General features: G+C 68.8%; 22 protein-coding genes and 1 pseudogene. 12 read left to right on the top strand and 11 right to left on the bottom strand.

The features are described 5' to 3' along the window. Positions 1–648 precede the first annotated feature (648 nt). The 4 genes from OG452_RS00655 to OG452_RS35315 all read right to left on the bottom strand — a co-directional run bounded on the left by OG452_RS00655 (position 649) and on the right by OG452_RS35315 (position 4443). Positions 649–1901, bottom strand: a protein-coding gene (locus OG452_RS00655; protein WP_327293605.1) for an IS3 family transposase whose coding sequence is annotated in 2 segments (ribosomal slippage) — positions 649–1619 and positions 1619–1901 — 1254 coding nt in all. Because the reading frame shifts where the segments join, the coding sequence is not laid out codon by codon here. 340 nt (positions 1902–2241) lie between these two features. Continuing rightward, entirely contained in the window at positions 2242–2847 is a 606-nt protein-coding gene (locus OG452_RS00650) for a transglycosylase SLT domain-containing protein (RefSeq protein ID WP_327293604.1), read from the bottom strand. Between the two features lie 429 nt (positions 2848–3276). Continuing rightward, positions 3277–3861, bottom strand: coding sequence for a DinB family protein (locus OG452_RS00645; RefSeq protein WP_327293603.1), 585 nt, complete (start codon positions 3859–3861; stop codon positions 3277–3279). A 351-nt stretch (positions 3862–4212) separates the two neighbouring features. After that, entirely contained in the window at positions 4213–4443 is a 231-nt protein-coding gene (locus OG452_RS35315; protein ID WP_405565732.1) for a respiratory nitrate reductase subunit gamma, read from the bottom strand. Between the two features lie 455 nt (positions 4444–4898). Here OG452_RS35315 and OG452_RS00640 point away from each other — a divergent pair, with 455 nt between their 5' ends. Genes OG452_RS00640 through OG452_RS00630 form a run of 3 tightly spaced genes read left to right on the top strand, consistent with a single transcriptional unit; the run spans position 4899 to position 8556 of the window. Then, entirely contained in the window at positions 4899–5450 is a 552-nt protein-coding gene (locus tag OG452_RS00640) for a (2Fe-2S)-binding protein (protein WP_327293602.1), read from the top strand. Beyond that, positions 5447–6451, top strand: coding sequence for an FAD binding domain-containing protein (locus OG452_RS00635; RefSeq protein WP_327293601.1), 1005 nt, complete (start codon positions 5447–5449; stop codon positions 6449–6451). Before OG452_RS00640 ends, OG452_RS00635 begins: the two co-directional genes overlap by 4 nt. Beyond that, on the top strand, positions 6448–8556 hold the full coding sequence (locus tag OG452_RS00630; protein WP_327293600.1) for a xanthine dehydrogenase family protein molybdopterin-binding subunit: 2109 nt from the start codon (positions 6448–6450) through the stop codon (positions 8554–8556). Before OG452_RS00635 ends, OG452_RS00630 begins: the two co-directional genes overlap by 4 nt. Before the next feature lie 681 nt (positions 8557–9237). On the opposite strand, the gene OG452_RS00625 is transcribed toward OG452_RS00630, so the two are convergent. The 4 genes from OG452_RS00625 to OG452_RS00610 all read right to left on the bottom strand — a co-directional run bounded on the left by OG452_RS00625 (position 9238) and on the right by OG452_RS00610 (position 13470). Then, positions 9238–10245: a LuxR C-terminal-related transcriptional regulator gene (locus OG452_RS00625; RefSeq protein WP_327293599.1), complete on the bottom strand. Its 1008-nt coding sequence runs from the start codon at positions 10243–10245 to the stop codon at positions 9238–9240. Between the two features lie 161 nt (positions 10246–10406). Then, positions 10407–11450, bottom strand: a complete 1044-nt coding sequence (locus OG452_RS00620) for a hypothetical protein (protein WP_327293598.1) — start codon at positions 11448–11450, stop codon at positions 10407–10409. 697 nt (positions 11451–12147) lie between these two features. Further along, a complete protein-coding gene (locus OG452_RS00615) occupies positions 12148–12699 on the bottom strand; it encodes a TerD family protein (protein ID WP_327293597.1) in 552 nt (183 codons plus the stop codon). Between the two features lie 219 nt (positions 12700–12918). Continuing rightward, positions 12919–13470: a hypothetical protein gene (locus OG452_RS00610; protein ID WP_327293596.1), complete on the bottom strand. Its 552-nt coding sequence runs from the start codon at positions 13468–13470 to the stop codon at positions 12919–12921. Between the two features lie 505 nt (positions 13471–13975). Between OG452_RS00610 and OG452_RS00605 the strand changes: the two genes are divergently transcribed. From OG452_RS00605 to OG452_RS00570, 8 genes are all read left to right on the top strand, one after another. Beyond that, positions 13976–15637 (top strand): ricin-type beta-trefoil lectin domain protein, encoded by a 1662-nt coding sequence (locus OG452_RS00605; RefSeq protein WP_327293595.1) that lies wholly within the window; start codon positions 13976–13978, stop codon positions 15635–15637. A 199-nt stretch (positions 15638–15836) separates the two neighbouring features. Next, on the top strand, positions 15837–17255 hold the full coding sequence (locus OG452_RS00600; protein ID WP_327293594.1) for an extracellular solute-binding protein: 1419 nt from the start codon (positions 15837–15839) through the stop codon (positions 17253–17255). A 37-nt stretch (positions 17256–17292) separates the two neighbouring features. Then, positions 17293–18279, top strand: coding sequence for a carbohydrate ABC transporter permease (locus OG452_RS00595; RefSeq protein WP_327293593.1), 987 nt, complete (start codon positions 17293–17295; stop codon positions 18277–18279). Further along, positions 18276–19199: a carbohydrate ABC transporter permease gene (locus OG452_RS00590; protein WP_327293592.1), complete on the top strand. Its 924-nt coding sequence runs from the start codon at positions 18276–18278 to the stop codon at positions 19197–19199. Before OG452_RS00595 ends, OG452_RS00590 begins: the two co-directional genes overlap by 4 nt. Before the next feature lie 83 nt (positions 19200–19282). Beyond that, positions 19283–21331 (top strand): glycoside hydrolase family 2 protein, encoded by a 2049-nt coding sequence (locus tag OG452_RS00585; protein WP_327293591.1) that lies wholly within the window; start codon positions 19283–19285, stop codon positions 21329–21331. 115 nt (positions 21332–21446) lie between these two features. Beyond that, complete coding sequence (locus OG452_RS00580; RefSeq protein ID WP_327293590.1) at positions 21447–22463, top strand: LacI family DNA-binding transcriptional regulator; 1017 nt, start codon at positions 21447–21449, stop codon at positions 22461–22463. Between the two features lie 114 nt (positions 22464–22577). Further along, complete coding sequence (locus OG452_RS00575) at positions 22578–22802, top strand: hypothetical protein (protein ID WP_327293589.1); 225 nt, start codon at positions 22578–22580, stop codon at positions 22800–22802. A 385-nt stretch (positions 22803–23187) separates the two neighbouring features. Further along, entirely contained in the window at positions 23188–23580 is a 393-nt protein-coding gene (locus OG452_RS00570) for a YciI family protein (RefSeq protein WP_327293588.1), read from the top strand. A 111-nt stretch (positions 23581–23691) separates the two neighbouring features. On the opposite strand, the gene OG452_RS00565 is transcribed toward OG452_RS00570, so the two are convergent. Both OG452_RS00565 and OG452_RS00560 read right to left on the bottom strand, forming a co-directional pair. After that, on the bottom strand, positions 23692–24576 hold the full coding sequence (locus OG452_RS00565; protein WP_327293587.1) for an alpha/beta hydrolase: 885 nt from the start codon (positions 24574–24576) through the stop codon (positions 23692–23694). Next, positions 24573–25130: a quercetin 2,3-dioxygenase gene (locus tag OG452_RS00560; RefSeq protein WP_327293586.1), complete on the bottom strand. Its 558-nt coding sequence runs from the start codon at positions 25128–25130 to the stop codon at positions 24573–24575. Before OG452_RS00560 ends, OG452_RS00565 begins: the two co-directional genes overlap by 4 nt. A 106-nt stretch (positions 25131–25236) precedes the next feature. Here OG452_RS00560 and OG452_RS00555 point away from each other — a divergent pair, with 106 nt between their 5' ends. Next, complete coding sequence (locus OG452_RS00555; protein ID WP_327293585.1) at positions 25237–25680, top strand: MarR family winged helix-turn-helix transcriptional regulator; 444 nt, start codon at positions 25237–25239, stop codon at positions 25678–25680. 243 nt (positions 25681–25923) lie between these two features. Here the strand turns inward: OG452_RS00555 and OG452_RS00550 are convergent. After that, a pseudogene (locus tag OG452_RS00550) lies at positions 25924–26382 on the bottom strand (IS5 family transposase); the annotation flags it as partial. Positions 26383–26586: the final 204 nt, after the last annotated feature.

The raw sequence follows: 26586 nt of genomic DNA, 5'->3' as shown, positions 1-26586 counted from the left end.
GGACGTCTCCCGCCGACTGGCGCATCGCCGCGTTCTCCACCTGGAGCCTGACCTGCTGCCGCCCTACGGGTCGCGGCTGAGCTGGATCGAGGCCGAGTTCGCCGCCATGCGCTACTTCGCTCTCAACGGAACCGACTACCGCAGTCACGGTGAGCAGAACGCCGCGATCGCCGCCTACACCTGTTGGCGCAACGCCCGTCCGCACCGAAGACGGCCTTCGCCTCCGACTCACTCATCCGTGTTTGGACTCAGTACCCGGCGAAGGCGGCTTGAGAAGTCCTCTACAGGCTCCTCCGGGGCCGAGGGTCACTTCTCCATGGCGGCGACGATTACCGCGAGCCGGGTCTCGAAGGCCGCCACGTCGACCTCACCGGTTCCATACTCCTGCCACAGTTCGACGAGCTGGTCCTTCCGCTCGCCGAAGTCGCTGATCTTGTCGGCCAGGGTGAGGCCGTCCAGCGAGGGTTCCCGACCTCAAGTACCCAACGGTTCGCAGCCGCGTCCGCGGTGACGCCGCGACCGGCCAGTTCGACGACTTCGACGACGCTGATTTGGCACCTTGGGGCGAACTGTCACAGCGAGGAACACACCCAACGGCACCGAGTTCCACACGGCCTTCTCTGAACCGTTCCGGGTTCGGTAGAGATCTCAGATTGTGGTTGTGACCTGGCGTTTCGTTGCGGCGAGCTGGTAGTTGATCTCGTATTCGACGGGTGAGATGTGCCCTATCTCACCGTGGAGGCGGCGGTGGCAGTACCAGTCGACCCACTCGGCCGTGGCGAGTTCGACCTGGGAGAGCGTCTTCCAGGGGCGGCCCGGCTTGATCAGCTCGGTTTTGAACAGGCCGATCGTGGACTCCATGAGGGCATTGTCGTAGGCGTCGCCGACCGAACCGATCGAGGCCGCGATGCCAACGGCATCCAGATGCTCGGCGAGCCGGAAGCTCGTGTATTGCGACCCGGCGTCCGAGTGATGTATCAACTCGCCTGCTTTGTGCGGGAATCCGTCGCGGTCGCGCTGCCACAACGCCATCTCCAGGGCGTCCAGGACAAGCCTGGTCTCCTTCGACGTGGCGGCGGACCAGCCGACGATCCGACGGGAGAAGGTGTCAACGACGAACGCGACGTGGACGACACCGGCGAAGGTGGCGATGTGGGTGAAGTCCGCGACCCAGCACCGGTTCGGGGCCGTTGCCACGAAGTCGCGGTCTACCAGGTCCGGGGCACGCTCGGCGGACGGATCGGTGATCGTGGTGATCACCTTCTTGCCGCGGACGGCGCCGGCGATGCCGAGCTCGCGCATCAGGCGTTCGACGGTGCAGCGGGCCACCGTATGGCCCTGCCGATTCAGCGTCCGCCAGATCTTCCTGGCCCCGTAGACACGGTAGTTGGCCTCGAAGACCTCCTGGATCAGGGGCTTGAGTTCCTCGTCCCGCACCGTTCGCGGCGAGGGGGTTCCGATGCGCTTCTTGTGGGCGTAGTAGGTGGAGGGGGCGATCTTGCAGTCGTGTGTGGTCAGCACGCGGCAGATCGGCTCGACACCGCCGAAGCGGTCCCGGTGCTCGTCGATGAACGCTACGAGCGCAGGTGTGGCCGGTCGAGCTCGGCCGCGAAGAAACTCGCCGCGGCCTTCAGGATGTCGTTCGCCCGCTTCAGCTCGGCGACTTCCTTCTTCAAGGCCTTGACCTGCACAGATTCCTCGCTGGTGAGCCCGGGACGGACACCTGCGTCGACCTGGTCCTGACGGACCCACTTGCGCAGCGTCTCGGTCGATCCGATGCCGAGCTTCTCGGCGACCGCCTTGAACGCGGCCGACTCGTTCGGATAGTCGCCACGGACCTCGGCGACCATGCGGACCGCTCGTTTGCGCAGCTCAAGGGGATAGGAGGAAGGGCGTGCCATGACTCGATCCTTTCATGGAATCGAGTCTCTACCGAACCCGGAACGGTTCACTCCGACACGCGCCAAGCCCTCCCGCCAGCACCAAGCCGCACATCCAGAAAGTGATCACGGCCGGTCGGCAGCATACGGAGATACCCGATCAAGGATCTGAGCCGAGCCACTAGCTGATTGCTGCTCGCGGTCTGTCTGCGTGTGGTGAGTGGGTGGGCGGGGGCTGGAACGGGTCCACCCATGAACCTGTTCCAGCCCTCGCCAGGACCTGAGTCCTGCCGTCCCCCTGGGGGGGTTGGCCGTCCCACGGACTCAGGTGGTCGTGGGGGTGTGTGGTCGGTTTGCCTGGTCAGTAGGCGGAGTTGACGTTGTCCATCGAGCCGTATTTGTCGGCGGCGTAGTTGGCTGCGGCGACGATGTTGGCGACGGGGTCGGTGAGGCTGTTCTTGGTGCCCTTGACGTGGTAGGTGTCGAAGGTGGGCTGGATGACCTGGAGGAGTCCCTTGGAGGGGATGCCGTTCTGGGCGTTGACGTCCCAGTTGTTCTGGGCGTTGGGGTTGCCGCTGGACTCGCGCATGATGTTGCGGTGCAGGCCTTCGTAGCTGCCGGGTATGTGCTTGGCCTTCATGATGGCCAGTGATTCCTTGATCCAGCCGTCGAGGTTGTTGCTGTACTTGGTGCTCTTGACGATCGCGGTGACGGCGTCGGTGTGCTTGGCCTTGGGGGCCTTCTTCGCCGCGGTGGTGTGCTGGGCGGCCTTCTCGGCGTGGGCGGCCTGTTTGGCGATCTGGGCGGTGGTGATGGCGGCGGCCGAGGCGGGCGCGGTGCGGGTGGGTTCGGCGGCGTGCGCGGAGTGGGGGACCAGGGTCAGCGCGATGGCGGCGGCGCCCGCGCCGGCGATACCGGCGACGGAGGTCTTGCGGAGGTTCAGGGTGCGGCGGGTGGTGGCAGTCATGGGTGTACCTCTCCAGGTGGGACGTGGCGTGGGGAGGCCGACTGGGGGGTCGGCGACACGGTGGGGCGCTGGGGCCGTGGTTCGTGTCGTGGGGCCGGTGTCTGGATGGCGGGCGGTGTGCTGTGCCCGGTCCGGCGCTCGGCTCCCCGGTATGTCCAACACCTTGCGAGAGGGTCCTGGGGGTTGGCAATTATGTGACCTACGACCCCAGATAGTGACAAAACGGACAGAGGTGGGGTGGGGCCCGTAATGAAGGGGTGGAACCTGGTCGTGGGTCTACTAGGCGGCGTCCTGTGTGACGTGGGCCCTATGCCCGGGCTCACATATCACCGGCCTCGGCGCCCCTGATTCTCACCCAGCGTGACACCTCGTACCCAGTAAATGGCCCTCCCGTCCAGCCCGTCGCCCGCCGCGCCCATCGCGCCCACCTCACTGTGATTGCCAACAGCTCGCGGTGTGATCGTCTCGTTCTGCTTCAGATCGGATCTGCGGGGCGCCGCAGACCGGGCCCTGTGCACGCTCTACTCGCCGACGGTCTCGTCGATGGCTTGCCGTAATAGAGTCGATGGCTTCCTGTAATAGATCGGCATGGCCGTTGTGACGCGCGTATTCCTCGACCATGTGTGTCAGGACGTAGCGCAGCGAGATGGTCTCGCCGCGGAAGGCGACCGTGTCGTCCAGGGACTCGAAGGAGTCCGTGACGGCGCGGGAGCTTTCGCAGGCCCCTCGCCAGAGCTTGAATGCTTCGTCCACGTCGGCGTCGGCCACGAGGAACTCGCCTGAGATGCCTTCGGCTGCCGGCCCCCGAGGCGTGAGGTGTTCTTGATTCAGCACGAAGCGGAACCAGCTGGTTTCCACCTCGGCCGCGTGCCGGAGGAGGCTCAAGAGGGTCAGCTTTGAGGTCGGGACGGCTCTTTGCTTCAGCTGGTTGCTGGTCAGCCCCTGGCACCTCAATTCGAGCGTCGCGCGTTGATAGTCGAGGAACGAGGTGAGTGACATCCGGTCGGCGGCCACTTTTGAAGGAAGCATCCGCTGGTCATCTGGCGTCGAGCGATCATGGCAAAGGCCTGGTCTTTGACGTCACCTGTCCGGGGAGCGGACACGAAGCCGCAGGCGCGGTTTCGCGGACGCTGTGGGAGCAGGGCAACTGAGGGGACAAGTCTTGGCCACGGCCATGAGTTGGTCGCGGCCGTGAGCCTGATTGGTTCTCTGGCGTGTCAGGGGGCCGGGCATGCGGCGTCGTCGTGGTGAGTCGTGCGGAGAGCCGGCCGAGTCGGGACGGGATGTGCTGGCGCCGCTGGTCCGTGGTGGCCGGGGCCCGGGGGTATTGCTGTGGTGCTCAGGGCCGGGTCCGGCTGTTGCTTGTCATGGTTCCGGTTGCCGGGCGGCGGTGCGGTGTGGCCGGGGTGGGTGAGCGGTAGAGGAGGCATGGGTGCGGGCGGGTAGTCGGCGGGTGTGGTGGAGGCGTGTATCAGGCGGCTGAAGGGACAGGGTGAGCAGGGTTATGGCGAGCAGGGTGTGTGCCTGGTAGATGAGCGGCGCATGGGGTATGGCTGGCACGTCCGGATCGAGGGTGACCAGGCTGCGGAACCACAGCGGGACGCCGAGCCGTTAGTTGTGGGAGCCGGTGGCCGTCGCGGAGGTTGTGGTGGTCAGACCGGCGAGGATCACCGTTGCGAGCAGCGAGTAGATATGAAGCTGGTCGTGGCCCGTACTGCCAGAACCTGCAGCCCGCGGGCAGAAGGGGGGCGGCGGCCGTAACTGGGGGCGGGTCGGCGCAGCACTGTATGGATGATGCGCAGCCGTTGCGGCCAGTTGTGGTTGGGGGTGGCCCGGGAGCAGTGAGGCGGGGTCTGCTGGAGTTCTCGGTTCTTGATCCCGGTGAAAATGTGCAGCGTGTGCCTGGCGCCCTCGCCGCCGCCAGACCGCGGCCCTGCCAGCCGAAGACCCTCCAGGCTGATGCTCGCAACGTGCCGCCCCTTCCTTCGGCTGTCTGGGTGAGTCCCGCCAGGCGATGCGTGAGCAGGAGTGGGGCAGGGAATCCTTGCGCGGTGAAGAGTGAAATCACTGTGCAGGTCGACGGGACTCCCCGCCGGCTGACCGTCGATACGCGCACGACGCTGCTCGATGCCCTGCGGGAGCAGTTGGGGGTGACGAGCCCTAAGAAGGGGTGCGACCACGGGCAATGTGGCGCATGCACGGTGCTGTCCAATGGGCAGCGTGTGCTGAGCTGTCTCATCCTTGCGGTGACGCAGGACGGCGCCCAGGTCGTTACCGCCGAAGGGCTCGCCGCTGTCGGACAGTGTGCCGAGGGCGACCTGCATCCGATGCAGCAGGCCTTCATCGACTGCGACGCTTTCCAGTGCGGCTACTGCACGCCGGGGCAGGTCGTCTCGGCGGTCGGGATGCTCGAGGAGTTCGCGCGAGGCTGGCCGAGCGCCGTCACCAGCGGCACGCAACCGCCGCTGCTGGACCGCGCTGAGGTGGCCGAGCGGATGAGTGGCAACCTGTGCCGCTGCGCGGCCTACGTCAACATCGTGCCCGCCGTTCAGCAGGCGGCGCCCACTGCGCCACAGGCCCCCGGGAAGGGTGTGGCCGGGTGAAGCCGTTCGAGTACCACAGCCCCGCCGATGCGGCCGCCGCTGTACGCAGCGTCGCCCAGCACCCGGCAGCGGTGTTCCTGGGGGGCGGAACGAATCTGGTCGACCACCTCAAGCTGGGCGTCGTCGCACCGGGCCTGGTCGTCAACGTCACCGGTCTTCTGCCTGCCGGGATCGAGGAACTCGGCGGGGGCGCCCTCAGGATCGGCGCAGGTGTCAGCAACAGCGAACTCGCCGCGCACCCACGGGTGCGCGAGGATTTCCCTGTGCTGTCCCATGCGCTGTTGTCGGGAGCGTCAGGACAACTGCGCAACATGGCCACCACCGGCGGTAACCCCCTGCAACGGACCCGCTGTGTCTACTTCCAGGACGTCACCACGCCGTGCAACAAGCGGGAGCCGGGCTCGGGCTGCTCCGCCATCGGAGGCTGGACCCGTAACCATGCGATCCTCGGCGCTTCGGAGCACTGCATCGCCGTCCACCCCTCTGACATGGCCGTGGCAATGACCGCGCTCGACGCTCAGGTCCGGCTGCTGGGCCCGGACGGCGAACGTACGATCCCCTTCACCGGACTGCACCGGCTGCCCGCCGACACCCCCGAGCACGACACCGTGCTCGAGCACGGTGAACTCATCACCGCGATCGACCTGCCTGCTCAGCCCCTGGCGCGCCGGTCGGCCTACCGCAAGGTGCGTGACCGTGCCTCCTACGCGTTCGCCCTGGTCAGCGTAGCCGCGGCACTCCAGGTCGAAGACGGTGTGATCGTGGACGCACGGGTTGCTTTCGGTGGCGTGGCGCACGCGCCGTGGCGCGCGTACCGGGCTGAGGAGGCACTGCGGGGCTCCGCGGCCACTGAGGACAGCTACCGCGCCGCCGCCCAGGCCGAACTCGCCGATGCCCGCCCGGCCGACGGGCTGGACGGCGGCAACGCGTTCAAAATCCCCCTGCTGCGCCGCACCCTCACCGCCACCCTGCGCGAGCTGGCCCGAGAGGACGCCTTGTGACCTTCCTGAGCGAACCGGATGCCATCGGCCGCGACCTGCCCCGCCGGGACGGCACGGTCAAGGTCCTGGGCACCGCTACCTACGCCGGCGACACGCCGGTGGAGAACGCCACTTACGCCTGTCCGGTCCAGGCAACGATCGCACGGGGACGCGTCACGGAGCTGGAGACCACCGCCGCCGAAGCGATCGAAGGTGTGGTCGCGGTGCTCACCCCCGCTACCGCGGAGCGCCTGGCCTCCACCGAGGACAGGGAACTGGCGGCCCTGCAGGATGAGGAGGTCGCCTTCCGGGGCCAGGTCATCGCCATGGTCGTCGCCGACAGCTGGGAGGTGGCACGGCACGCCGCCGCGCTCATCGCGGCGACCTACGCGCAGGCGGCGCATGACACCGAACTGCGGGCAGACCGCGACGACTTGTACACGCCCGGGAAAGTGAACCCAGACCTGCCCGCCGACACCTCCGAGGGCGACGTCGAAGCCGCTATGGCTGCCGCGGAGGTGAGCGTCGAGCAGACCTACACCACCGCGATGTACCACAACAATCCGATGGAGCCGCACAGCACGACCGCTCTGTGGGACCCGGCAGGCGACGGCTTCCTCACTCTGTGGGATTCCAACCAGGGCGTCCACCCCACGCGTGCCACCCTGGCGTCCGTGTTCGGCCTCGACCAGGCACAGATCCGGGTCATCTGCCCCTACGTCGGAGGAGGTTTCGGGTCCAAGGGCGAGCCGCACGTCAATGTAGTGCTCGCCGCGATGGCCGCGCGGACGGTCCCCGGCAGGCCCGTACGACTGGCCCTGACCCGTCAGCAGATGTTCTCCCTCGCCGGCTACCGCACCCCCACTATCCAGCGGTGCGCCCTGGGCGCCGACCGTCAAGGCACGCTGACCGCCCTGGCGATCGATGTCGTGGAGCAGACCTCACGGATCAAGGAGTTCGCTGAGCAGACCGGTGTGCCCTCCCGGATGATGTACGCCGTCGCGAATCGGCGCACCACGCACCGGCTCGCTGCCCTCGATGTCCCGGTGCCGTCCTGGATGCGCGCACCGGGTGAGTGTCCCGGCATGTTCGGGCCCGAGGTGGCGATGGACGAGCTGGCCGAGCGGCTGGGCATGGACCCGGTCGAACTGCGGATCCGCAACGAACCCGGCGTCGAACCCGGCTCGGGCAGACCGTTCTCCAGCCGGAACCTTGCCGGCTGCCTGCGCGAGGGTGCGGCCCGGTTCGGCTGGGCGGAGCGTGACCCGCGTCCCGGCGTGCGGCGCAGCGGTGACTGGCTTGTCGGCACGGGAGTTGCGTCCTCCACCTACCCGGTGCACCGGATGCCGCAGTCGACGGCGTCGATCCGCCGGGAAGGGAACCGCTACGTCGCCGAGATCGGCGCGGCCGACCTCGGCACGGGCACATGGACCACGCTGCCGCAGATCGCTGCGGACGCACTCGGCGTACCGGTCGGTGAGGTGGAGGTGCGGATCGGCGACACCAACTACCCGATGGCGTCGGTCGCCGGAGGCTCCTCGGGCATGACGACCTGGGGATCGGCTGTGGTCGAGGCCGCGCGCGCCTTCCGCGACAGGCACGGGACCGAGCCGCCGGAAGGTGCCGAGGCGTCGGGTGATGTCGGACAACTCGACGACCGCTACGCGATGCACGCCTTCGGCGCGCAGTTCGCCGAGGCGCACGTCCACACCGACACGGGCGAGGTGCGGGTGCCGCGGCTGCTGGGCGTGTTCGCCGCGGGCCGGATCATCAACCCGCGCACGGCACGGTCGCAGTTCATCGGCGGGATGACGATGGGGCTGTCCATGGCACTGCACGAGAACAGCGTGCTCGACCCCCGCACCGGCCACGTCGTGAACCACGACTTCGCCGACTACCACATCACGGCCAACGCCGACGTCGACGAGATCGAGGCCCACTGGCTTGCCGAGCACGATCCCCATGTCAACGCCATGGGGTCGAAGGGCATTGGAGAGATCGGCATCGTCGGCACGGCCGCCGCGGTGTCGAACGCGGTGTGGCACGCCTGCGGTGTGCGCGTCCGGGACCTGCCGGTCACTCTGGACAAGGTGCTGCACGCACTGGAGGAGCGACCCGGGCAGTGACCACACGCCGCCGCCGGCGGTCGGCGTGACCCACTGACTGCTCTACCACCCCGCCGGCCCTTCCAGGCAGAGCGCGTCTGCCTGACGTCCGTCCCGGCTGCGCGCCCCGTGACGGCCCTCCCCGGCGAAGCAGCCTTACGGCCTCGGCGGACCGGAGATGGAGATCACCCCGGCCGGGCCGTGACGTGAGAGCGACCGCCGGTTGGGGTGAGGGGCGAAGCCGGCCGGGGCCCGTGCGGCCTGTTCCCGCCCTGCCTTGTGGGATTTCGTATGCACACATTTGGGCGCGTTGCAGGCCGGAAACCCCCTCCGTCGAAGGTGTCGGCGCCCAGCGGGGCGAAGTTCTCCCTTGTGCTGCCGGTGTGGTGGGTGAGCGCACCGACGTAGGCGAAGAGCACCAGATTGCCGGCCAGGATGGCGGGCAGTCCGTAGGACACGGCCTCCTGGACCGCCGGCCAGGTCGAGGATGGATCACTGATCATTCGATCCCGCTGCTGGGTCACACCGCATCTGGTCCGGGCCGGTATCGCCGATGACCTCGGCTGTCCCGAAAAACGGTCGCCGTCTCCGCGAACCAGGCCGCCGGGCGGTACCGGGTGGCGGGCCCGGGAGCGTCGGGGAACCACTCCCGCAGGCACCCGGTCAGGAGCGGACAGCAGCTTGTGGCCACAGTCCCACGTGTCACAACCAGCCGCGGCGGACTGCCTGTACACCCGCCTGGAACCGGCTCGTTACAGCGAGGCGGCCCAGCAGTATCGACATCCGCCGGCGCAGGCTCCGTTCGCTGATCTGGAGTTGGCGGGCTATCGCCTCGTCCTTGAGACCCGCCGCCAGCAGCGCCAGCAGCGCTTCATCGCGGGCCGGAGCCTCTGCGGCGCCCGGGCCGCCGGCCCGGGCAATGTTTCCGGCCCCCAGCGGCGTGGCCCGCTCCCACAGTTCCTCGAAGAGCGCCACCAGCGCCTCCGTCAGCGCGGAATGCCGCACCAGTACCGCGCTGTCCATCATCCGCCCGGCGTGTGTGGACAGCGGCAGCAGCGCCCGCCGCCGGTCCGCGATCACCAGTTTCACCGGCACACTCGGCAGCACCCGTATCCGCTCACCCAGCTCTGCCAGCCGATGTGCCTGCCGGTAACCGCCGTCCACCGCCAGCACCTCGGCGGCATGCACCGCGCGGCACTCCACACCCCGCTCCAGCAACCGCTGCATCGGGGCCAGACTGTCGTCCGCCGGATCCAGGAACGGCGGGCCGACCAGCGTCAGCAGCTCCTTCTCCGTGCCGGCCAGCAGATCCTGCACCCGGGCATACTGCGCGGTACCGCCCCGCACCACCTCGGTCAACCGGGCCGGATCATCACGCAGTTGTGCCTCGCGGTACTCGGCGGACAACTCGTCCACCGACTGCCGCACGCGGTCCAGCTCCGAGCGGCGCCGGCGCAGCAGCGCACCGAGTGCGACCTGGGGATCCGCCGGCAGCCACGCCCCACCACCAGGACGGCCGACGGCCACCCCGGCGGTGTCCGGCCCCTCCGCGATCAGCCCGAGCCTGGCCAGCGCGCGCAACGCGGCCCGCACTTCGTCCTCGGCCAGCCCCGTCTGCTCCGCGCACTGTTGCGCCGTGCCCCTGCCGAGCCGCACCAGGGCCCGGTAGACCCGCTCCGCGGTCTCGCCCAATCCCACCGCTTCCCACATCCCCGAAGAGTATCGGCCGCCGCCGGCCCCGACACCGGCCCGGCCACGGCCCGTGGACCCGCAGGCAGCGACCTGCGGGCCACTGGCTTGCGGCCGTCTGCGGGCCCCCTAGCAGCGGCCGCCTCCCAGGCCCCTCCGGGCCGGCCCCGCCCGGTTGGGTCTCAGCGTGTGGTCAGGGCCAGCGTGGTGGGCCCGGACAAGCCGGCACTGTCCAGCGTCCCCGTGACCTTTCCACGCCTCAGATCGACTACGGCGATCCCACCCTTGTTGTTCTGCGCCTCGAACAACTGCTTGCCGTCCGGCGTCGCGGCTACATTGCCGAACCCGTCCGGCACCGCGATCCGGCGGGCCGTCATGTTGCGGGTATCGACCACCGAGACACTGCTGCCGGCTGTATCGGCCACGTAGAGCTTCCGCCCGTCCCGCGACAACTGCGCCTGGTACGGCTGCCCGCCGACATTCACCTGCGCCGGCTTGGCCGCCGGGTCGTCCACCTGGTAGGCCGAGACGGTACCGCCGTAGTAGTCCGTGGAGTAAAGCGTCTTGCCGTCCGGGCTGAGCAGCCCCCGGCGCGGCGCCTTACCACCTCTGTAGGAGGCGGTGACCTTGTACGTCGACAGGTCCATCCGGTCGATCCGGTCGCGGGAGTAGATGCCCAGATACGCGCTCTTCCCGTCCCGGCTGATCGCCACACCCTCTGCCGGCGCGCCCAGGGAGACGGTCGTGACGAGCTTCCCGGCCGTCAGATCCACTACGGACAGGGACTGCGAGACCATGCTCGTGACGTACGCCGTCGTCCCGTCGGGGGAGAGTGTGACGTAGTCCGCGTCCACGCCCAGCGGTATCTCCTTGACCAGCTTCCGCCCGGCCAGATCCACCACCGACAGGGTTCCGCTGTAATGGTTCGCCAGGTAGGCGGTGTGCTGGTCCTTGGAGAGCGCGATCGACCACGTCTCGGCCTCCTTGCCGATACCGAAGCGCGCCACCTCCTTACCGGTGGCGGGATCGACGCCGACCAGCTGTGTGTTGTCGTCCTCACTGAGGCTGCTCGGTGTACTCCAGAGCACCGTGTGCCCGCCACCGTGCCGCTGTCCTGGGTAGGCGGTGCTGCCATGCTGCACGTCCGCGGCACTCGCGCTCAGCGGAGCCGCACAAACCAGCGCCGCCGCCAGCGCCACAGCGGCCAGGGTGCTTCGACGTGACATGAGATCCTCCAATGGTGAGGGGGACGGGACCGACGAGACCGTCACTGCGCCGCACGCTAGAGCGTTTTCTGACGCCCTGTCGACAACTTCGCACCACCATGCCTGGCCGCTACCGGCCTCCGTCCGAACCCGGCCAACCCGCTGGTCGTGATCACCCCCGGGCACGCCTCTTAACACCAGCGCCGCTTGCTGTGGGGTGCCGATACCGGCGGGCCGGACGATGGCGAGTCCAAGCCAGTCGGCGTGCTCACGTCCGCCCGGCAACGCCGGGGACGAGCCGGGTTCCCGGACGTGCCGCCAGGACGTCCGAAGGTGTGAACGGAGCAGCAGGGCCTCTCACGCCGTCCTCTACCCGGCGCTCGCCGCGCCCACCGGTCACCCGTGACCTTGAACAACCGGTGTGCCAGGCCCCGTGCAGGGGACGCAGCACCGCCTCGACCGCGTATGCCACGGGGGACACCGGGTCGGCGATCACCGCGAAGGCGAACGCGAAGAAGAGGACACTGTGACGCGGCGGACGGCCGTGCGGGAGACAGGCAGCCGCAGGGACGGCAGCCGGACTTGCAGGGGTCACGCGAAGTCCCTTCACGAAAAGGAGAGTTGAAGGAACTTCGCAGACCAGGCTTCCCGGCACACCGGCGCCGAGATCACGTCAGGACAGCATCAGCGAGCCGTCAAGAAAGCGATAAGACAGCCGTCACCGGCTGACGCCACCCATCTCCGCCATGAAGCCCACGGGATCGCTGTCGAACCCGCGGATCATCTCGTGCAGTCCCCAGCCCCCGGAGCCGTCCCGGGTGAATTCCGCGACCGTCGCGGCAGTGGCCCCCGTGACCTGCGTGAAGTCGTCCGCCAGAAGTTCCCGGTACCGCTCGACGACCACGACGCCGGGGTTCGCTATCGCACCGAAGGTCCGGGTGCCGGCGTCCTGGTGGATGGCCACCCCCACCACGATCCGACGGTAGGTGGACGCCATCCGGTCGAACTCCAGGACCATCACCTCGTCGAAGCCGAAGCCCTGACCTGTCTCACTGTGCCGGCCCATGGTGATCGTGCCGTCCGGGGAGCGGCTCTCGGTGTGGACGACGAACACCGGCGGCGCTCCCGGGGCGTCCGCGGAGTAGACAGCGCCGATGATGTCCAGATGGTGAGGCGGCTCCCCCAACGGGCTCGGGTCCCACCGAAGCCGTATCTCTACTTTTTCCAGCCCGCTGTTGCTGCCGCCCACGTCGCTTCCCCCATATCGCATCAGGCCATCACGGGAGATCCCCCGCATGTTCAAGTATGGCGGCTGAACAGCCACGTCACGCTTCTTTAGCGCAAGACTGCGGACGCCTTCGGGAGGCGCCCGGTGAACGGGGACGGAGCTCTTGGCCTCAGCGGGGGCGGAAGGGGGTGGCGAGGCGGCCCTTCACCGTAGCTGCCGGGCTCGGGCTGGTCCACCTCCCAGACGCGCTCGTGCACACCCCTACGGCTCGGCCCGCCCTCGACGAACGAACCTACTGGCCTTGGACCTTGACCAAACACATAGGGGCAGGCACCCCGCTCGCCGTCCCGAGCTCAGCCAGTTCGCGAACGCCCGGTCAGCGTCCCTGAACGCCTGTTGGCACACGACCGCGTTCCCGCCCCTCCGCCACGGATACCTGCGCAAGCGTTCGGTCTCACTCTCCGGCAACGGGCCCCAGAGCGGCTTGTCCCGGACCGCGAGGAAGATCCCGCATGGTCGCGGAGGGGATGAGTCCGTGAGGAGGGGGGCCGGAAGGCGCCGGCTGTTTTCATTCCGCGAGGTCCTGATGTACAGCGGCCCCGCGGAGCCGGTGCGCTGCCGCCCGACGCGCGCTGCCGACGTCTGCCCGTCCTTCAGGAGCCCGGTGGCGTCGAAGACCGGTGCCTTCGGACGTATCCGGCCTCCATCCGCCAGGCGGGGCCAGCCCGGGTTATGCGCGGGATCCCACGGGCTCGTCGCGACGAAGTCGGCCGGCGCCTGCCGATTGCCGTCCACACTCAGCCGGGCAGCCATCGGCTCCACGCACTTGCGTTTCCCGTCCGTCAGTGGTCCCCGCAGGTACCTCCGTCACGGACGGCGCTGATCTTACGCGCGAACGACTCGAAGGCCTCCTCCGTGAACGCCAACGCCTCCTCCGTGAAAGCCTCCAACTCAGCCCGTACCGCGGCGTTTTCCTCCGGAGCCACACTCTCTCGATGCGGCAAGACGCCGACGCGCACGCAACACGACACAGATAGCACAGCCGCAGCTCCGGGGCGTCACGCGCGCATGGCCGGAATGAGCCTCCGATAAATGTTCACCGGCCCCGTTGTGGAGGGGCGAGATGGCGGGGTAACCTCCCGCCATCCCTTGCAACGTTGCAACAGGCGGCCCGGCGTGCCAATTTTGCAACGTTGCATCGGGCCGGTCCTCCCCTCTCGGCACCCGGCCGACGCATCGCCCGGCGTGCCGTTCCGATCCTTCCCGCACGTTCCCACCCCGCCGTACCTGGCTGCGCCTGTCTGCGAAGGAGCGCTTGATGCACAGGAAGAGAACACCCCGGTGGCTGTCCCGGCCGGGAGCCTTTTTTGCGGCGATCGCCCTGGCCGTCTTCGGCCTGACGCTCGCCGGGGGACCCGCCTCGGCCGCGGCGACCACCGGCACGCTGTACACGCCGAACATCTCAGCGAACCCCAACGAGGACGCCAGCTATCCGCGGGTGATCCGGCTGGAGCACAGCGGCGGTTCCAACGGCACCCTGCTCGCCACCTTCGCCCACTCCGGCGCCGGTAGCGCCAAGGCGAGCTTTCCGATCTACCGCTCGACCGACGGTGGCGCCCACTGGAGCGCCTCGCCGATCAGCACCGTCACCGACACCGTGCACGGCTGGGACCTGGACGGTCCCACGCTGTACGAACTCCCGCAGGCCGAGGGCTCGCTGCCGGCCGGGACGCTGCTGGCCTCGGGCACAGCGTGGAACCACGGCGACTACACCCAGCAGTCCGTCGAGGTGTTCGTCAGTACCGACCACGGCGCCACCTGGTCGTACCGTAGTTCCTGCGCGAGCGAGTCGGGGACCGCGAACACCATGGGCCACGGCATCTGGGAGCCGGAGTTCACCGTGGCCTCCAACGGCGGCCTGGTGTGCTTCTTCTCCGACGAGCGGCCCTCGGCCCAGGGGTACAACCAGGTCGTGGCCCATGTCGTGAGCACCGACGGCGGGGCCACCTGGGGGAGTGAGGTGTACGACGTCGCCGTGCACGACAACGTGCAGCGGCCGGGCATGGCCTCGGTCGCCAAGCTGCCGAACGGCTCATACGCCATGGCTTACGAGGACTGCAAGGCCGGCTACGACCCCGACACCGCGTGTTCGGTCTACGTCAAGACCTCGCCTGACGCGCTGAACTGGACCCCTGGCAGTCTCGGCAGCCTCGCGCAGACAGCGGACGGCCGCCACTTCCTGCACACCCCGCAACTGGCCTGGAGCTCCTCGGGCGGCGGCAACGGCACCCTGCTGCTGTCCGGCCAGCGCGTGGTGACCGGCAACGACGGCGCGATCACCGTGATGAAGGAGTCCGGCAGCGTCATGCTGGCCAACACCAACCTGGGCAGCGGGGCCTGGACCGAGACCACGGCGCCCGTGGTGGTCGACCCCACCGGCGGTTACGACAGCGGTGAGACGGCCTGTCCGGGATACAGCTCGCCGATCCTGCCCTCCGCCGACGGGTCCACGGTCCTGTACATGGCCGGCACGCATCTGAGCAACGGCAAGTGCGAGGTGCGCTTCGGCGTCGACGTGACTCCCGGGCCCACGGGCCACATCACCGGCCCCGGCACCACCGGCAAGTGCGTGGACGTGGACACCAACACCTCCACCAGAGGCAACAAGGTGCAGCTGTGGGACTGCAACGCCACGGCCATCCCGGGCCAGCAGTGGTCGATCGAGTCGGACGGCACCGTGCGCGCCTTCGGCAAGTGCCTGGACATCGTGGCCGACGGCACGGCGAACTCTTCTCCCGTCGAGCTGTGGGACTGCAACGGCGTCGGCGGCCAGCAGTGGGTCCACCAGGCCAACGGCTCGCTGCTGAACCCGCAGTCCGGGCGCTGCCTGGACGACCCGCAGGCCAAGACCGACAACGGCACGCAACTGCAGATCTACGACTGCAACGGGCTGTTCACCCAGGTGTGGAACATCCCGTAGCGGTCAACTCCGCGTGGGGTCCTGCCCGCAGGGCCCCACGCGGCACCCGGCCCGGCCCCGGACGGGCCGACGCGGCGTCGGCCACGTCCCCGGCGCCCGCCGCCGAGGCGGTCCGACGTGACAAACGAAACCCTTGCAACGTTGCAAGTTACTGCTTATGGCTTTGCGTCGTTGCATTACGCACCATGGAGTGAGCGAGATGTCCGGAGACTACACAGGCACAGGGACACGCGGAACGGGCAGAGGCCGCCTGCGCGGCCGGGGCCGCCGGTGGGCCGCGACGACCGGAGCGGCAGCGCTGGCGACCGTCGTCCTGGCCGCCTGCGGCAGCAGCGGCGACACCACCGCCACTGCCGTACCCGGCGGGACCGGCAGTACCGCCGCCGGCGGCTCCGGCTGCCACTCGGGCGCCACGAACCTGACCTTCTGGGGCTGGTCGGCCGGCTACGACCTGGTGGTCAAGAAGTTCAACCAGACCCATCCCGGCATCTGCGTCAAGCTGGAGAACGCCGGTGCCGCGGGCGACGAGTACGTCAAGCTCAGCGACGCGCTCAAGGCCAACTCCGGTGCCCCCGACGTGGCGCAGATCGAGTACTTCGAACTGCCGTCGTTCGAGATCACCAAATCGCTGGTGGACCTGACGCCGTACGGTGTCGGCGACGCCAGGACGAACGAGGCCCCCGCCGCGTGGTCGCAGGTCATCCAGGGTTCGGCGCAGTTCGCGATGCCCGTCGACCTCGGCCCGCTGGGGCTCTACTACAACTCCAGGGTCTTCACGCAGCACAAGATCGCGGTGCCTGCCACCTGGAGCGACTTCGCCGCCGCGGCCGACAAGCTGCACGCCGCCGATCCCAAAGCCGCGATCACCAACTTCGACCCGGTCGACGCTCAGGACGTGCTCGCGCTCATGCAGCAGTACGGCGCGTTCCCGTTCACCTACAGCGGTGGCGACAAGCTGGGGATCAACTTCACCGGGCCCGCCCAGACCGCCTTCGCGAACCTGTGGCAGGGCATGATCGGCAAGAAGGAAGTCAGCACCGCAGCCGACTTCTCACCCGCCCAGTGGGCCAACCTCGATGGCGGCGCCGATGCCGCGCGCATCAGCCCGGCCTGGGGGCCGGTGGGCATGCAGGGAAGTATCAAGAAGACCATCGGCGACTGGCGGGCGGCCCCCATGCCGCAGACGCAGGCCGGCCAGGACCTCGAAGGCAACTGGGGCGGCTCCACACTGGCCGTGGTCAAGGGCGGCGCCCACGCCAAGGAGGCCGCGACGTTCGTCAAGTGGTTCGGCGGCTCCGCCGATGCCTGGCGGATCCTCAGCGGCGATGTCGCCGGCGCTTTCCCCGCCTACACGCCGCTGCTGAACTCGCCGGCCTTCCAGAGCCGCACGCTGCCGATCTCCGGCACCTCCCAGCCCAATAAGGTCTTCGCCAAAGCGGCGCAGAAAGCCGAGGCCGCCCAGTGGCCGCCGATCATGACCGCGGTACTCACCCAGTGGACCTCAACTTTCGCCGAGGTCACCAAGGGCACCCAGACCCTGCCGCAGGCGTTCAAGACCTTCCAGCAGCAGATGGTCAAGTACGCCAAGGCACAGGGCTTCACCGTCACCGAGGGCTGAGGAGATGACAAGGGATCGCAAGGAAGGAGACGAGATCGTGGTCCAGAAAACCACACCCCACGCGCCGCCGCCCCGAGCGCCCGGCGTCACCCCCGCCGACGGGACCGGTCCCCCCCGCGCCGCGGCCGCGCGCCGGCCCGCCCGGCGCCGGGCCCGCAGCCGGCAGTGGCCCGGGGCGGTGTTCATCAGCCCGCACATGCTGGCCCTGGCCCTCTTCATGCTGGTGCCCACGGGCTACGCGGTCTACGACAGCATGCAGACCACCCGGCTCGTCGGCGGCACCCACTACTCGGGGTTCGCCAACTACAGCACGGTGCTGCACTCGGCCGAGTTCTGGGACGGCGTACGCCGAGTGCTGGTCTTCACAGGCGTCCAGGTGCCGGTGACCATAGCCCTGGGCTTCTTCTTCGCCGCGCTCTTCGACGCCGGGGTGGTGAAGTACGCCCGGTTCTTCCGTACGGTGTTCTTCATGCCCTTCGCCGTGCCCGGCGTGGTGGCCGCGGTGATGTGGTCCTTCCTGCTGCTGCCGGGATTCGGCCCCTACGCCAAGCTGATGCACACCCTCGGCTTCGGACACGTGGACTTCTTCTCCTCGAAGTTGATCCTGCCCACGATCATCGTCATCGTGATCTGGGAGTGGACCGGTTACAACGTGACCATCCTCTACACCTCCCTGAAGTCCATTCCGCAGCACGTCACCGAGGCGGCCGTCATGGACGGGGCCCGGCTCGGCACGATCGTCATGCGCCTGAAGCTGCCCATGGTCCGCCCCACCATCGTCATGCTGTGCTTCCTCAACACCGTCGGCGCACTGCAGCTGTTCACGGAGCCGTCCATCCTGGCCGCCTTCCAGCCGCAGGCCGTCTCGTACGGCTTCACACCCACCCTGTACGTCTACAACACAGCCGTCGGCAGCGGCGACTACAACCTGGGCGCCGCCGCGGCCGTCGTCCTTGCCCTGATCATCGGCGCCCTGTCGCTCGGCGCCTTCGCGATCCGCAAGCGGGCGGGGGAGTTCCGATGAGCAGCAAACGATTCGCCAGGCGCCCCGCAAAGCGCCCCACCGACACCGTGCCCATCCACCTGTACGGGCTGCGCCGCGGCACCGTCACCGTGCTGACCCTGATCTGCGCGGCGTTCGCGCTGTTCATCCTGGCCCCGGTGGCCTGGCTGATGATCAACGCGACCAAGACACAGGCCAACGTCTACAGCACCAACGGCTTCTGGTTCGCCCGCCCCTTCCACCTCCTTCAGAACCTCTCGGCCCTGGGCCACAACGTCAGCGGCGCCGGCGTCTACCTGCACTGGCTGGGAAACACCCTGCTCTATGCGGCGAGCGCGGCGATCGGCGCCACGATCCTGTCGGCCATGGCCGGCTACGGCTTCGCCCGCTTCGGCTTCCGCGGTGCCAACGCACTGTTCTACCTGGTGATGTCCACGCTGCTGGTGCCCATCACCTCGGTGGCCCTGCCGCTGTTCCTGGTGTACGCCAAGGTCGGGCTGGTCAACTCGGTGTGGGGCATGATCCTTCCGAGCATGGTCTCCCCGGTCGGCATTTACCTGATGCGCACCTACATCGACTCCTCCGTGCCCCGCGACCTGATCGACGCCGCCCGCATGGACGGCGCCAGCGAGATCCGCATCTTCCTGCGCATCGTGCTGCCGCTGACCGTGCCCGGCCTGGTCACAGTGCTGCTGCTGACTGTCGTCGCGGTGTGGAACAACTACTTCCTGCCGCTGATCATCTTCAGCCGCAGCCAGCTCTACCCGCTCACCGTCGGCCTGTCCTCGCTGTCCCACGCGGCCGAGACCGGGTCCAAGGCCGAGCTGGTCCCCGTCCTCATCGCCGGCGGCCTGGTCACGATCCTGCCGCTGATCCTGCTGTTCCTGTTCCTGGAGAAGTACTTCAGAGGCGGAGCCCTGCAGGGCAGTACCACCGGCTGAATCTGCTCCGAGCCGCCCGCGGCCGGACCGGCAGCCTCCGGCGCCCACCGTCTTCTCGTACCGCCCACCCTGGAGAGCCCCCAGTGACCTCGGTCCGCCCCGAATATCCCCGCCCGCACTTCGACCGCTCGCACGCCTGGCGAACCCTCAACGGCATCTGGGACTTCGCCCCCGATCCGTCCGGGGCCGCGACCTCGGAGAGCATGGTCCGCGACGAACAGTGGACGCAGGCGATCACCGTGCCCTTCGCCTGGGAGACCGAGGCGTCCGGCATCGCCACGCACTGGCTGGAGCACGGCTGGTACCGGCGCACCCTGGCCGTGCCCGCCGACTGGCAGGGCCTGCGCGTCGTGCTGCACTTCGGTGCCGTCCACCACCACGCCCGGGTGTGGGTGGACGGCACCGAGGTCGGCGAACACGAGGGCGGCTACACGCCGTTCGAGTTCGACATCACCGACGCGCTCGCCGGACGAGACAGCGCCACCCTCCTCGTCCGCGTCCACGCGCCCGTCGACAAGCGTGAGATCGTCCACGGCAAGCAGCGCAGTATCCCGCGCGATGACTACGACGACTGCGCGTTCACTCCGACCAGCGGCATCTGGCAGCCCGTGTGGCTGGAGGCGCGGCCGGCCACCCACATCGCCTCCCTCACGCTGACCCCTTCGCGGGGTCTGGACGCCATCGTGGCCGACGTCGCGCTCGCCGGCCCCCGCCCGGCCGGCACGCGGCTGACCGTCCAGGCCGCCGGCGGCCGGCCGGTGACCGTCGAGGCCCCCGGCGCCGGGCCCGTCCGGGTCACCCTGCCCCTCGACGCACCGCGGCTCTGGTCGCCCACCGACCCGTACCTGTACGGTGTCACCGCGACCCTGGACTCTGCGGACGGCACCGACCAGGTCGCCGCGGCCACCGGCCTGCGCAGCATCGAGGTCAGCGGCGACACCTTGCTGCTCAACGGCGAAAGGCTCTACGTACGCGGTGTGCTCGACCAGGGTTACTGGCCGCATACCGGCCTGACCGCCCCCGACGACCAGGCATTCACCGCTGACCTGGAACTGGCCCGGGAGGCCGGCTTCAACCTGGTCCGCAAGCACCTGAAGCTGGAGGACCCGCGCTTCCTGCACCACGCCGACCGGCTCGGCATGCTGGTGTGGGCCGAGCCCGCCTCCACGGGCGTCTACAGCGAGGAGGCCGCCGCCCGTTTCGACGCCCAGATCGAACCGATGGTCACCCGCGACGGCAACCACCCCAGCATCGTCATCTGGGGACTGTACAACGAGGAGTGGGGCCTGGACTGGGACATCCCCGGCGACCCCGCCAAGCAGCACGCGGTCCGCCGCGCCTACGACCTGCTGAAGAGCCTGGACAGCACCCGGCCTGTGGTCGACAACTCCGGCTGGACGCACGTGGCCACCGATCTCGTCGACTGGCACATCTACGACGAGACGCCGGCCGGATGGTCCGCCAAGGTCCGCGCCCTGCTCACCGACGGCGAGAACGGCTTCCCGGTGGGCCTGGGCGGCGGCAACATCGTGCGCAAGCTCGTCATGGCCGACGGCAGTCCCACACCCCAGGTCCCGAACCTCAACAGCGAGTTCGGCGGAGGCAAGACCAGCGTCGAACGCGGCTGGAACCAGCGCTGGCAGACACAGGAGCTGCGCAGCCACGACGTGCTCTCCGGGTACGTGTGGACCGAGCTGTACGACATCGAGCACGAGATGGCCGGCATCTACGCCTTCGACCGGACGCTGAAGGACGGCGGGGCGAACCCGGCCGCCCACGCCAACGCCGACACCGTGGTGGTCGTCGACGTCGAGCCCGTCGCGCCCGGCCGGGACCTGGTGGCCGGCGGCGACCGCAAGGTTGCCTTCGACGTGCGGATCTCCCACCACGGCCCCGAGCCGGTGGAGATCGCCCTGGCCGCGGCATGGGGGCCGGCGCTGAGCTCGGCCGGCGCCCTGAAGCCCGGCAGCGGCGGCCATGCCCCGGTCACCGTGCGGCCCTACCGGCTCAGCGAGCCCCTCCATGTGTCCGAAAGCCTGCCGGACGGCCTCGCCTCGGCGCGGTTGCACCTCCTGGCCTTTGCCTCTGGCCAAGTGATCGGCAGCACGTGTGTGGACGTGGCCGAACGCTGAGAAGGCGCCCGGCGCCGGGCCCCGCGGCAAGGCCCCGGCGCCGGGGCCGACGGATACTCAATAAGCTGTCTGCCTCCCGGCTCGACCGAGCCGGGACAGGCCCGAAAGGACCACGATGGCCACCACCCGACTGCGTGACGTCGCCGCCCGCGCAGGCGTCTCGATCCGCACGGTGTCCAATGTTGTCAACGGGTACGCGCAGGTCTCCGACAAGACCCGGCTTCGGGTGGAGAAGGCGGTCGCTGAACTCGGCTACCGGCCCAATCTGCTGGCGCGCAACCTCAAGCGCGGACGCACCGGACTGCTCGCGTTGGTCGTCCCCGAACTGGATGTGCCGTACTTCTCCGAACTGACCCGTTCCGTCATCGCCGAAGGCCGGAAGTTCGGCTACACCGTCGTGGTTGACCAGACCGACGGCGAGCCCGAGCGGGAACGGGAACTGATCATGCGCGGCGCCAGCGCGGCCCTCTTCGACGGCGTCATCCTCAGCCCCCTCTCGCTCTCCCAGGCCGACCTCATGCGGCGCGACGGCTCCGAGCCGTTGGTGCTGCTCGGCGAGCGCATCGCCGAGAGTCCCTACGACCACGTCGCCATCGACAACGTCACCGCCGCGTACACCGCTACCGCGCACCTGCTCAGCATCGGCCGCCGACGGATCGCCGCGGTCGGCGAACAGCCCTACGAAACCGGCGAGACCGCCCAACTACGCACCCGCGGCTACCGCGACGCCCACGCAGCGCGGGGCCTGGCCGTCGACGACTCCCTGGTCGTCCCCACCCCCCGCTTCCACCGCTCCGACGGCGCCGCGGCCATGGCTGCCCTGCTCGACCACCCGCAGGGCCCGCCCGACGCGGTCTTCTGCTACAACGACCTGCTCGCCGAGGGCGCCATCCGCACCCTGCTCACCCGCGGCCTGCGAGTCCCGCAGGACGTCGCCGTCGTGGGGTTCGACGACATCGAGACCGGCCGCTACAGCACCCCCACCCTGACCACCATCTCGCCCGACAAGGCAACGATCGCCCGCCTCGCGGTGGAGCGCCTCATCGGCCGCCTCACCGACACCCCGGACGCGCCGCCCGCCGAACTGTGGGCCCCCCACCACCTGGCCGTCCGCGAGAGCACGACGGGATGACCGCGGCAGCCTCCACCCGATCCCTCCATGGCCGATCGAGCGGCCCCACTGGCGAGGCGGCACGCCGACGTCGCAGGTTCGGCCCGGAGACGCGTGTTCCGGGCGCCTGACGGTATGACACCACGGCCCGTGTCCGAGGTGCGGCTGGTTCCGGCGGTGCCACCCGGCGCCCGGTTGATCTGCGTCGGGCTCAACCACCTCAATCGAATGGCCGACGGCGAGATCGTGGCCGTGCGCTACAAGATGTACGCCTACGACGGCCTCATCGCCCGCGCCCGCACCGAGCTGGCCTGGATCGCGGACGGTTTCGCGCTCGTCGACGAGCTGTACGACTCCTGAGTCCATTGCCGAGCTGTCGTTTCGACCCCGCCTGCGGACAGCCGGCCCTTCCCGGCTACACCCTCGTTCGGGGCCACCTCCACCTTCGCCAGTAGGGCACTCAGTAGGCGGAGCCGGTCCTGGGCTGCGGCCCGCCAGGCCGGGTCTCCGGATCCACCACGGGCGCAGGATATTCACGCCGATCACCCCGCCACATTCCACGGCGATGGCGGGTCGCCCGGATGGGTGGGGGAAAGAGAGCCGTCTGTTCACGGCCCAGGTCCTGGCGGCCCCGTGGACGTTCTGCCAGTAGCCGGTAGCGGACGCGATGAGTTTTGCGGTGTCGGGCTGTCTACCCCTCCGTAAGGCTGGGAAGTCCAGCATCAGCCCGGGAAGGGTGAGAAACATGAAGTACATGATCCAGATGAACGTGCCTGCGGCGCAGTGGGACGCCATCATGTCGTCGTTCTCCAAGGACGACATGGAGGCCATGTTCGCCCACATGAACGCCCTCAACGAGGACCTGACTTCCGCTGGGGAATGGGTGGAGGGTCAGGGCCTTGGCGGCCCGTCCCTGGTCAAGACGGTGCGCGCCGGGAGCGACGGACGGCCGCAGGTGACTGACGGGCCCGCCCAGGAGGGACACATCCTGGCCGGGTACTGGGTGGTCGATGTCAAGAGCGAGGACCGGGCCGTGGAGATTGCCGCACGGGCCTCGGCTTGCCCGGGCCCGGGCCGGAAGCCCGGTAATGAACCGATCGAAGTGCACCTGATCCCCCAGGACCCGTCGGCGGCCTGAGCCGATCAGGATCGTCACGGCCGGCTCGGGCAGGCGCCGGTTCGCACGGGCAGGTCACCGATCTGCTGAAGCCGCAGGCCCGGGTACGGGCACCCGGAATGACAGGCGCCCTCAGGCCACGAGGCGATGGGCGAACGCCAGGGAGTGGGTGAAGATCCCATCCACCTGGTCATCGGGCAGCCCATGCCAGCCATGGTTGGCCCGCTGTACCGTCCACAGTTCGACCGGCGATCCTGCTTTCCGCAGTGCCGAGGCGAGGGATTGGCTGTGTGAGCAGTCCACCATGGTGTCCTCGTCTCCGTGGACGAGAAGGAACGGTGGCGCGTCGGCGTGGACGTGGGTGAGCGGGCTGGCCGCACGGGCACGCTCCGGGGCGGCGGCCGGGGCCGTGCCGAGCATGAGTGCCTCGGGGGAGGCGGCGTCCTCGGGAGTGAAGCAGCCCCGTACGGTGGTGAGGTCGCTCGGGCCGTACCAGATCACGGCACCGACCAGCGGCGGGTCGGCGTGGGTCAGGGCGAGGAGAGAGGCGAGATGTCCGCCGGCGGACTCGCCCCACACGATCGTTCTGCTGGTATCGATGCCGAGTTCGGCGGAGCGCAGGGTGAGCCAGCGCAGGGCGGTGCGCAGATCATCGAGTGGGGCGGGGAAAGTGGCCTCGCCGCTGAGTCGGTAGTCGGCGCAGGCGACGGCGAAGCCCGCTCCGGCGATGCGTGCGAAGGGCCGGGGAGACCATTGGCGCGTACGCATCCCCATGTCGTCGCGCCGGCCTCGTCGCCACGCTCCGCCGTGTACGAACAGCACCAGTGGAAGAGGCCCTGTCTGGGGGGCTTCGGGCAACCAGAGATCGAGTTCCAGGGGGCGGCTGCTCTCGACTTCGGCGTAGGGCACGCCACGCAGTTCGTGTACGCCGGGCCCACTCGGGGCGGCGGGTGGCAGCGGAGCCTGGTCGGGATGGGGTGCGGCGATCAGTTCCCCCAGCGAGCCGATTGCCGTCATCGGGTCCGCCACTGGTGGTCCGGCAGAAAGCGCACGTCGTGCTGCTCGGGGACGCTGGCGAACTTGTGGGGGGCCGGGATGACGGGTTGGTGTGGCAGGCCATGTTGTTCTGTGGGCGCGCCCAGGTTTTCGAAGAACCGCTCGAAGGTGCCCCCCGGGCCGGCGGCGACGCCGACGACCTGGCTGTGGTGGCGCTCCATGCGGTAGGCGTGCCGGCAGTTCTTGGGTACGAAGCCGAAGTCGCCGGGGGTGAGCAACTTCTCTTCCTGATTGCCGTCGGTGTCCTCGACGAACAGCCGAACGGCGCCCTGGGTGATGTAGAAGACCTCGTGCGTGTCGGTGTGCAGGTGGGCTGGGATGATGTCGCCCTTCGGGCCTTCGACCGTGAAGAAGTTGAACGTGTTCTCGGTCTGCTCACCGCCCGCGTAGATGGTTATCAGGTCGCCGAACAGGTGGGCGCGGTCCCCCTCGCCTTTCTCGATGAAGTACGGCTTGCCGGGCTCCGGGGGAATGTGCGATGCCTGTCGGTAGCGGGTGGCGTATTCGATGGTCACGCCGTCTCCTCGGTTCGACCACTGGGCCTTATGTCAGGTAGCCTGACATGCGAAGGCTGTCGAAATCAAACGCTGGGCAGGAGCCCGGCCTCGTCGTGAGGAACAGATGCAGTCGACCCGCCGCAATCTCCCCCAACTTCTCAGCGAGGCCCGGCGCTGGTTCGAGGAAGGGTTGTCGGCTGCCATGGAAGCAGCCGGAGCTACGCCGGTGTCGGCGACGCAGGCCCAACTCTTCGCCGTGCTGGACGACCAGGGCATTACGGTGTCCGAGCTGGCCCGGCGCATGAGCGTCACCCGACAGACCGCGCACCAGGCCGTGCACGGCCTGGTCGCCGCCGGACTGCTCGAACAGGTCCCGCACCCCGCGTCTGCCCGGCAGCGGTTGGTTCGTCGCACCCAGGAAGGAGAACGCGCGCACCGGCAGGCTGGCATCATCCTTGAACGGCTGGAGGAGCAGCTCGCCGAGCGCATCGGCCGTGAGGCGGTCGACGTCCTGCGGGCGACGTTGGAGGCGCCGTGGACGCGGCCCCCCTCGCCGAGCTCACAATGAGACCGCCGCCGCGGTGCCCCTTCGACCCGCAGCCGGAACACGGTGGCGGGGAGCCCATCCCACCCACGGAGGCGGCGGAGCACGCCACGGAGCCTGAGCACAGCGCGTCGGTCTCCTGAACGGATCGACGCCTTCCGGCGCGCAGGATGCGTTTCAGCGGTCCAGCTCGTCGGCGTACTTCGTCTGGCACGGGCGGGTGCGGGACCGTGCCCGCCCGGCGATCGCGCACTCTTAGAAGTCATCTCATTTGGTGAGTCTGCGGTAGCAGATGAGGGTGCAGGCGATGCTTGCGAAGGCGAGGAAGTGGTCGGCTTTGCGTTCGTAGCGTCAGTGGAGGCGGCGGCAGCCGGCGAGCCAGGACATGGTGCGTTCGACGGTCCATCTGTGGCGTCCCAGTCGCTGTGATGACTCGATTCCCTTGCGTGCGATGCGTTGCTGAATGCCGCGCTCGCGTAACCTTCGCCGCAGGTGGGAGTAGTCGTATCCCTTGTCGGCGTGGAGCTTGTTGGGTTTGCGGCGTCGCGGTCCGCGGCGGGAGCGGATCGGCGGTATTCCTTGCACGAGTGGGACCAGGGCCTGACTGTCGTGCAGGTTGGCCCCTGAGATTCCCACGGAGAGGGGCAGACCGGTTCGCTCGGTGATCAAATGGATCTTTGACCCGTACTTGCCCCGGTCGACAGGATTCGGACCTGTCAGGTCCCCGTTATCGTCTTCGTGGCCCTGAATCAGGGCTCCCGGCCTCCGGCCCCGGTATGACTCGGTCCCCCAGTCGATGATGATCGAAAAGGTGGTGTCGCCGGTGTCGGAGGCATTGGCAGACCGCTGATTAGAGGCACGAGCGCCCCTTGGGCAGTCTCTTCGTAACGTGGATGCCGGCACGCTGATGCCGCAGGTGAGGCCGGGAGG

The organism is Streptomyces sp. NBC_01197 (assembly GCF_036010505.1).
GTDB lineage: Bacteria > Actinomycetota > Actinomycetes > Streptomycetales > Streptomycetaceae > Streptomyces.
Note: the sequence above shows the minus strand (reverse complement) of the source record. Positions and strands in the feature narration are given on the sequence as shown.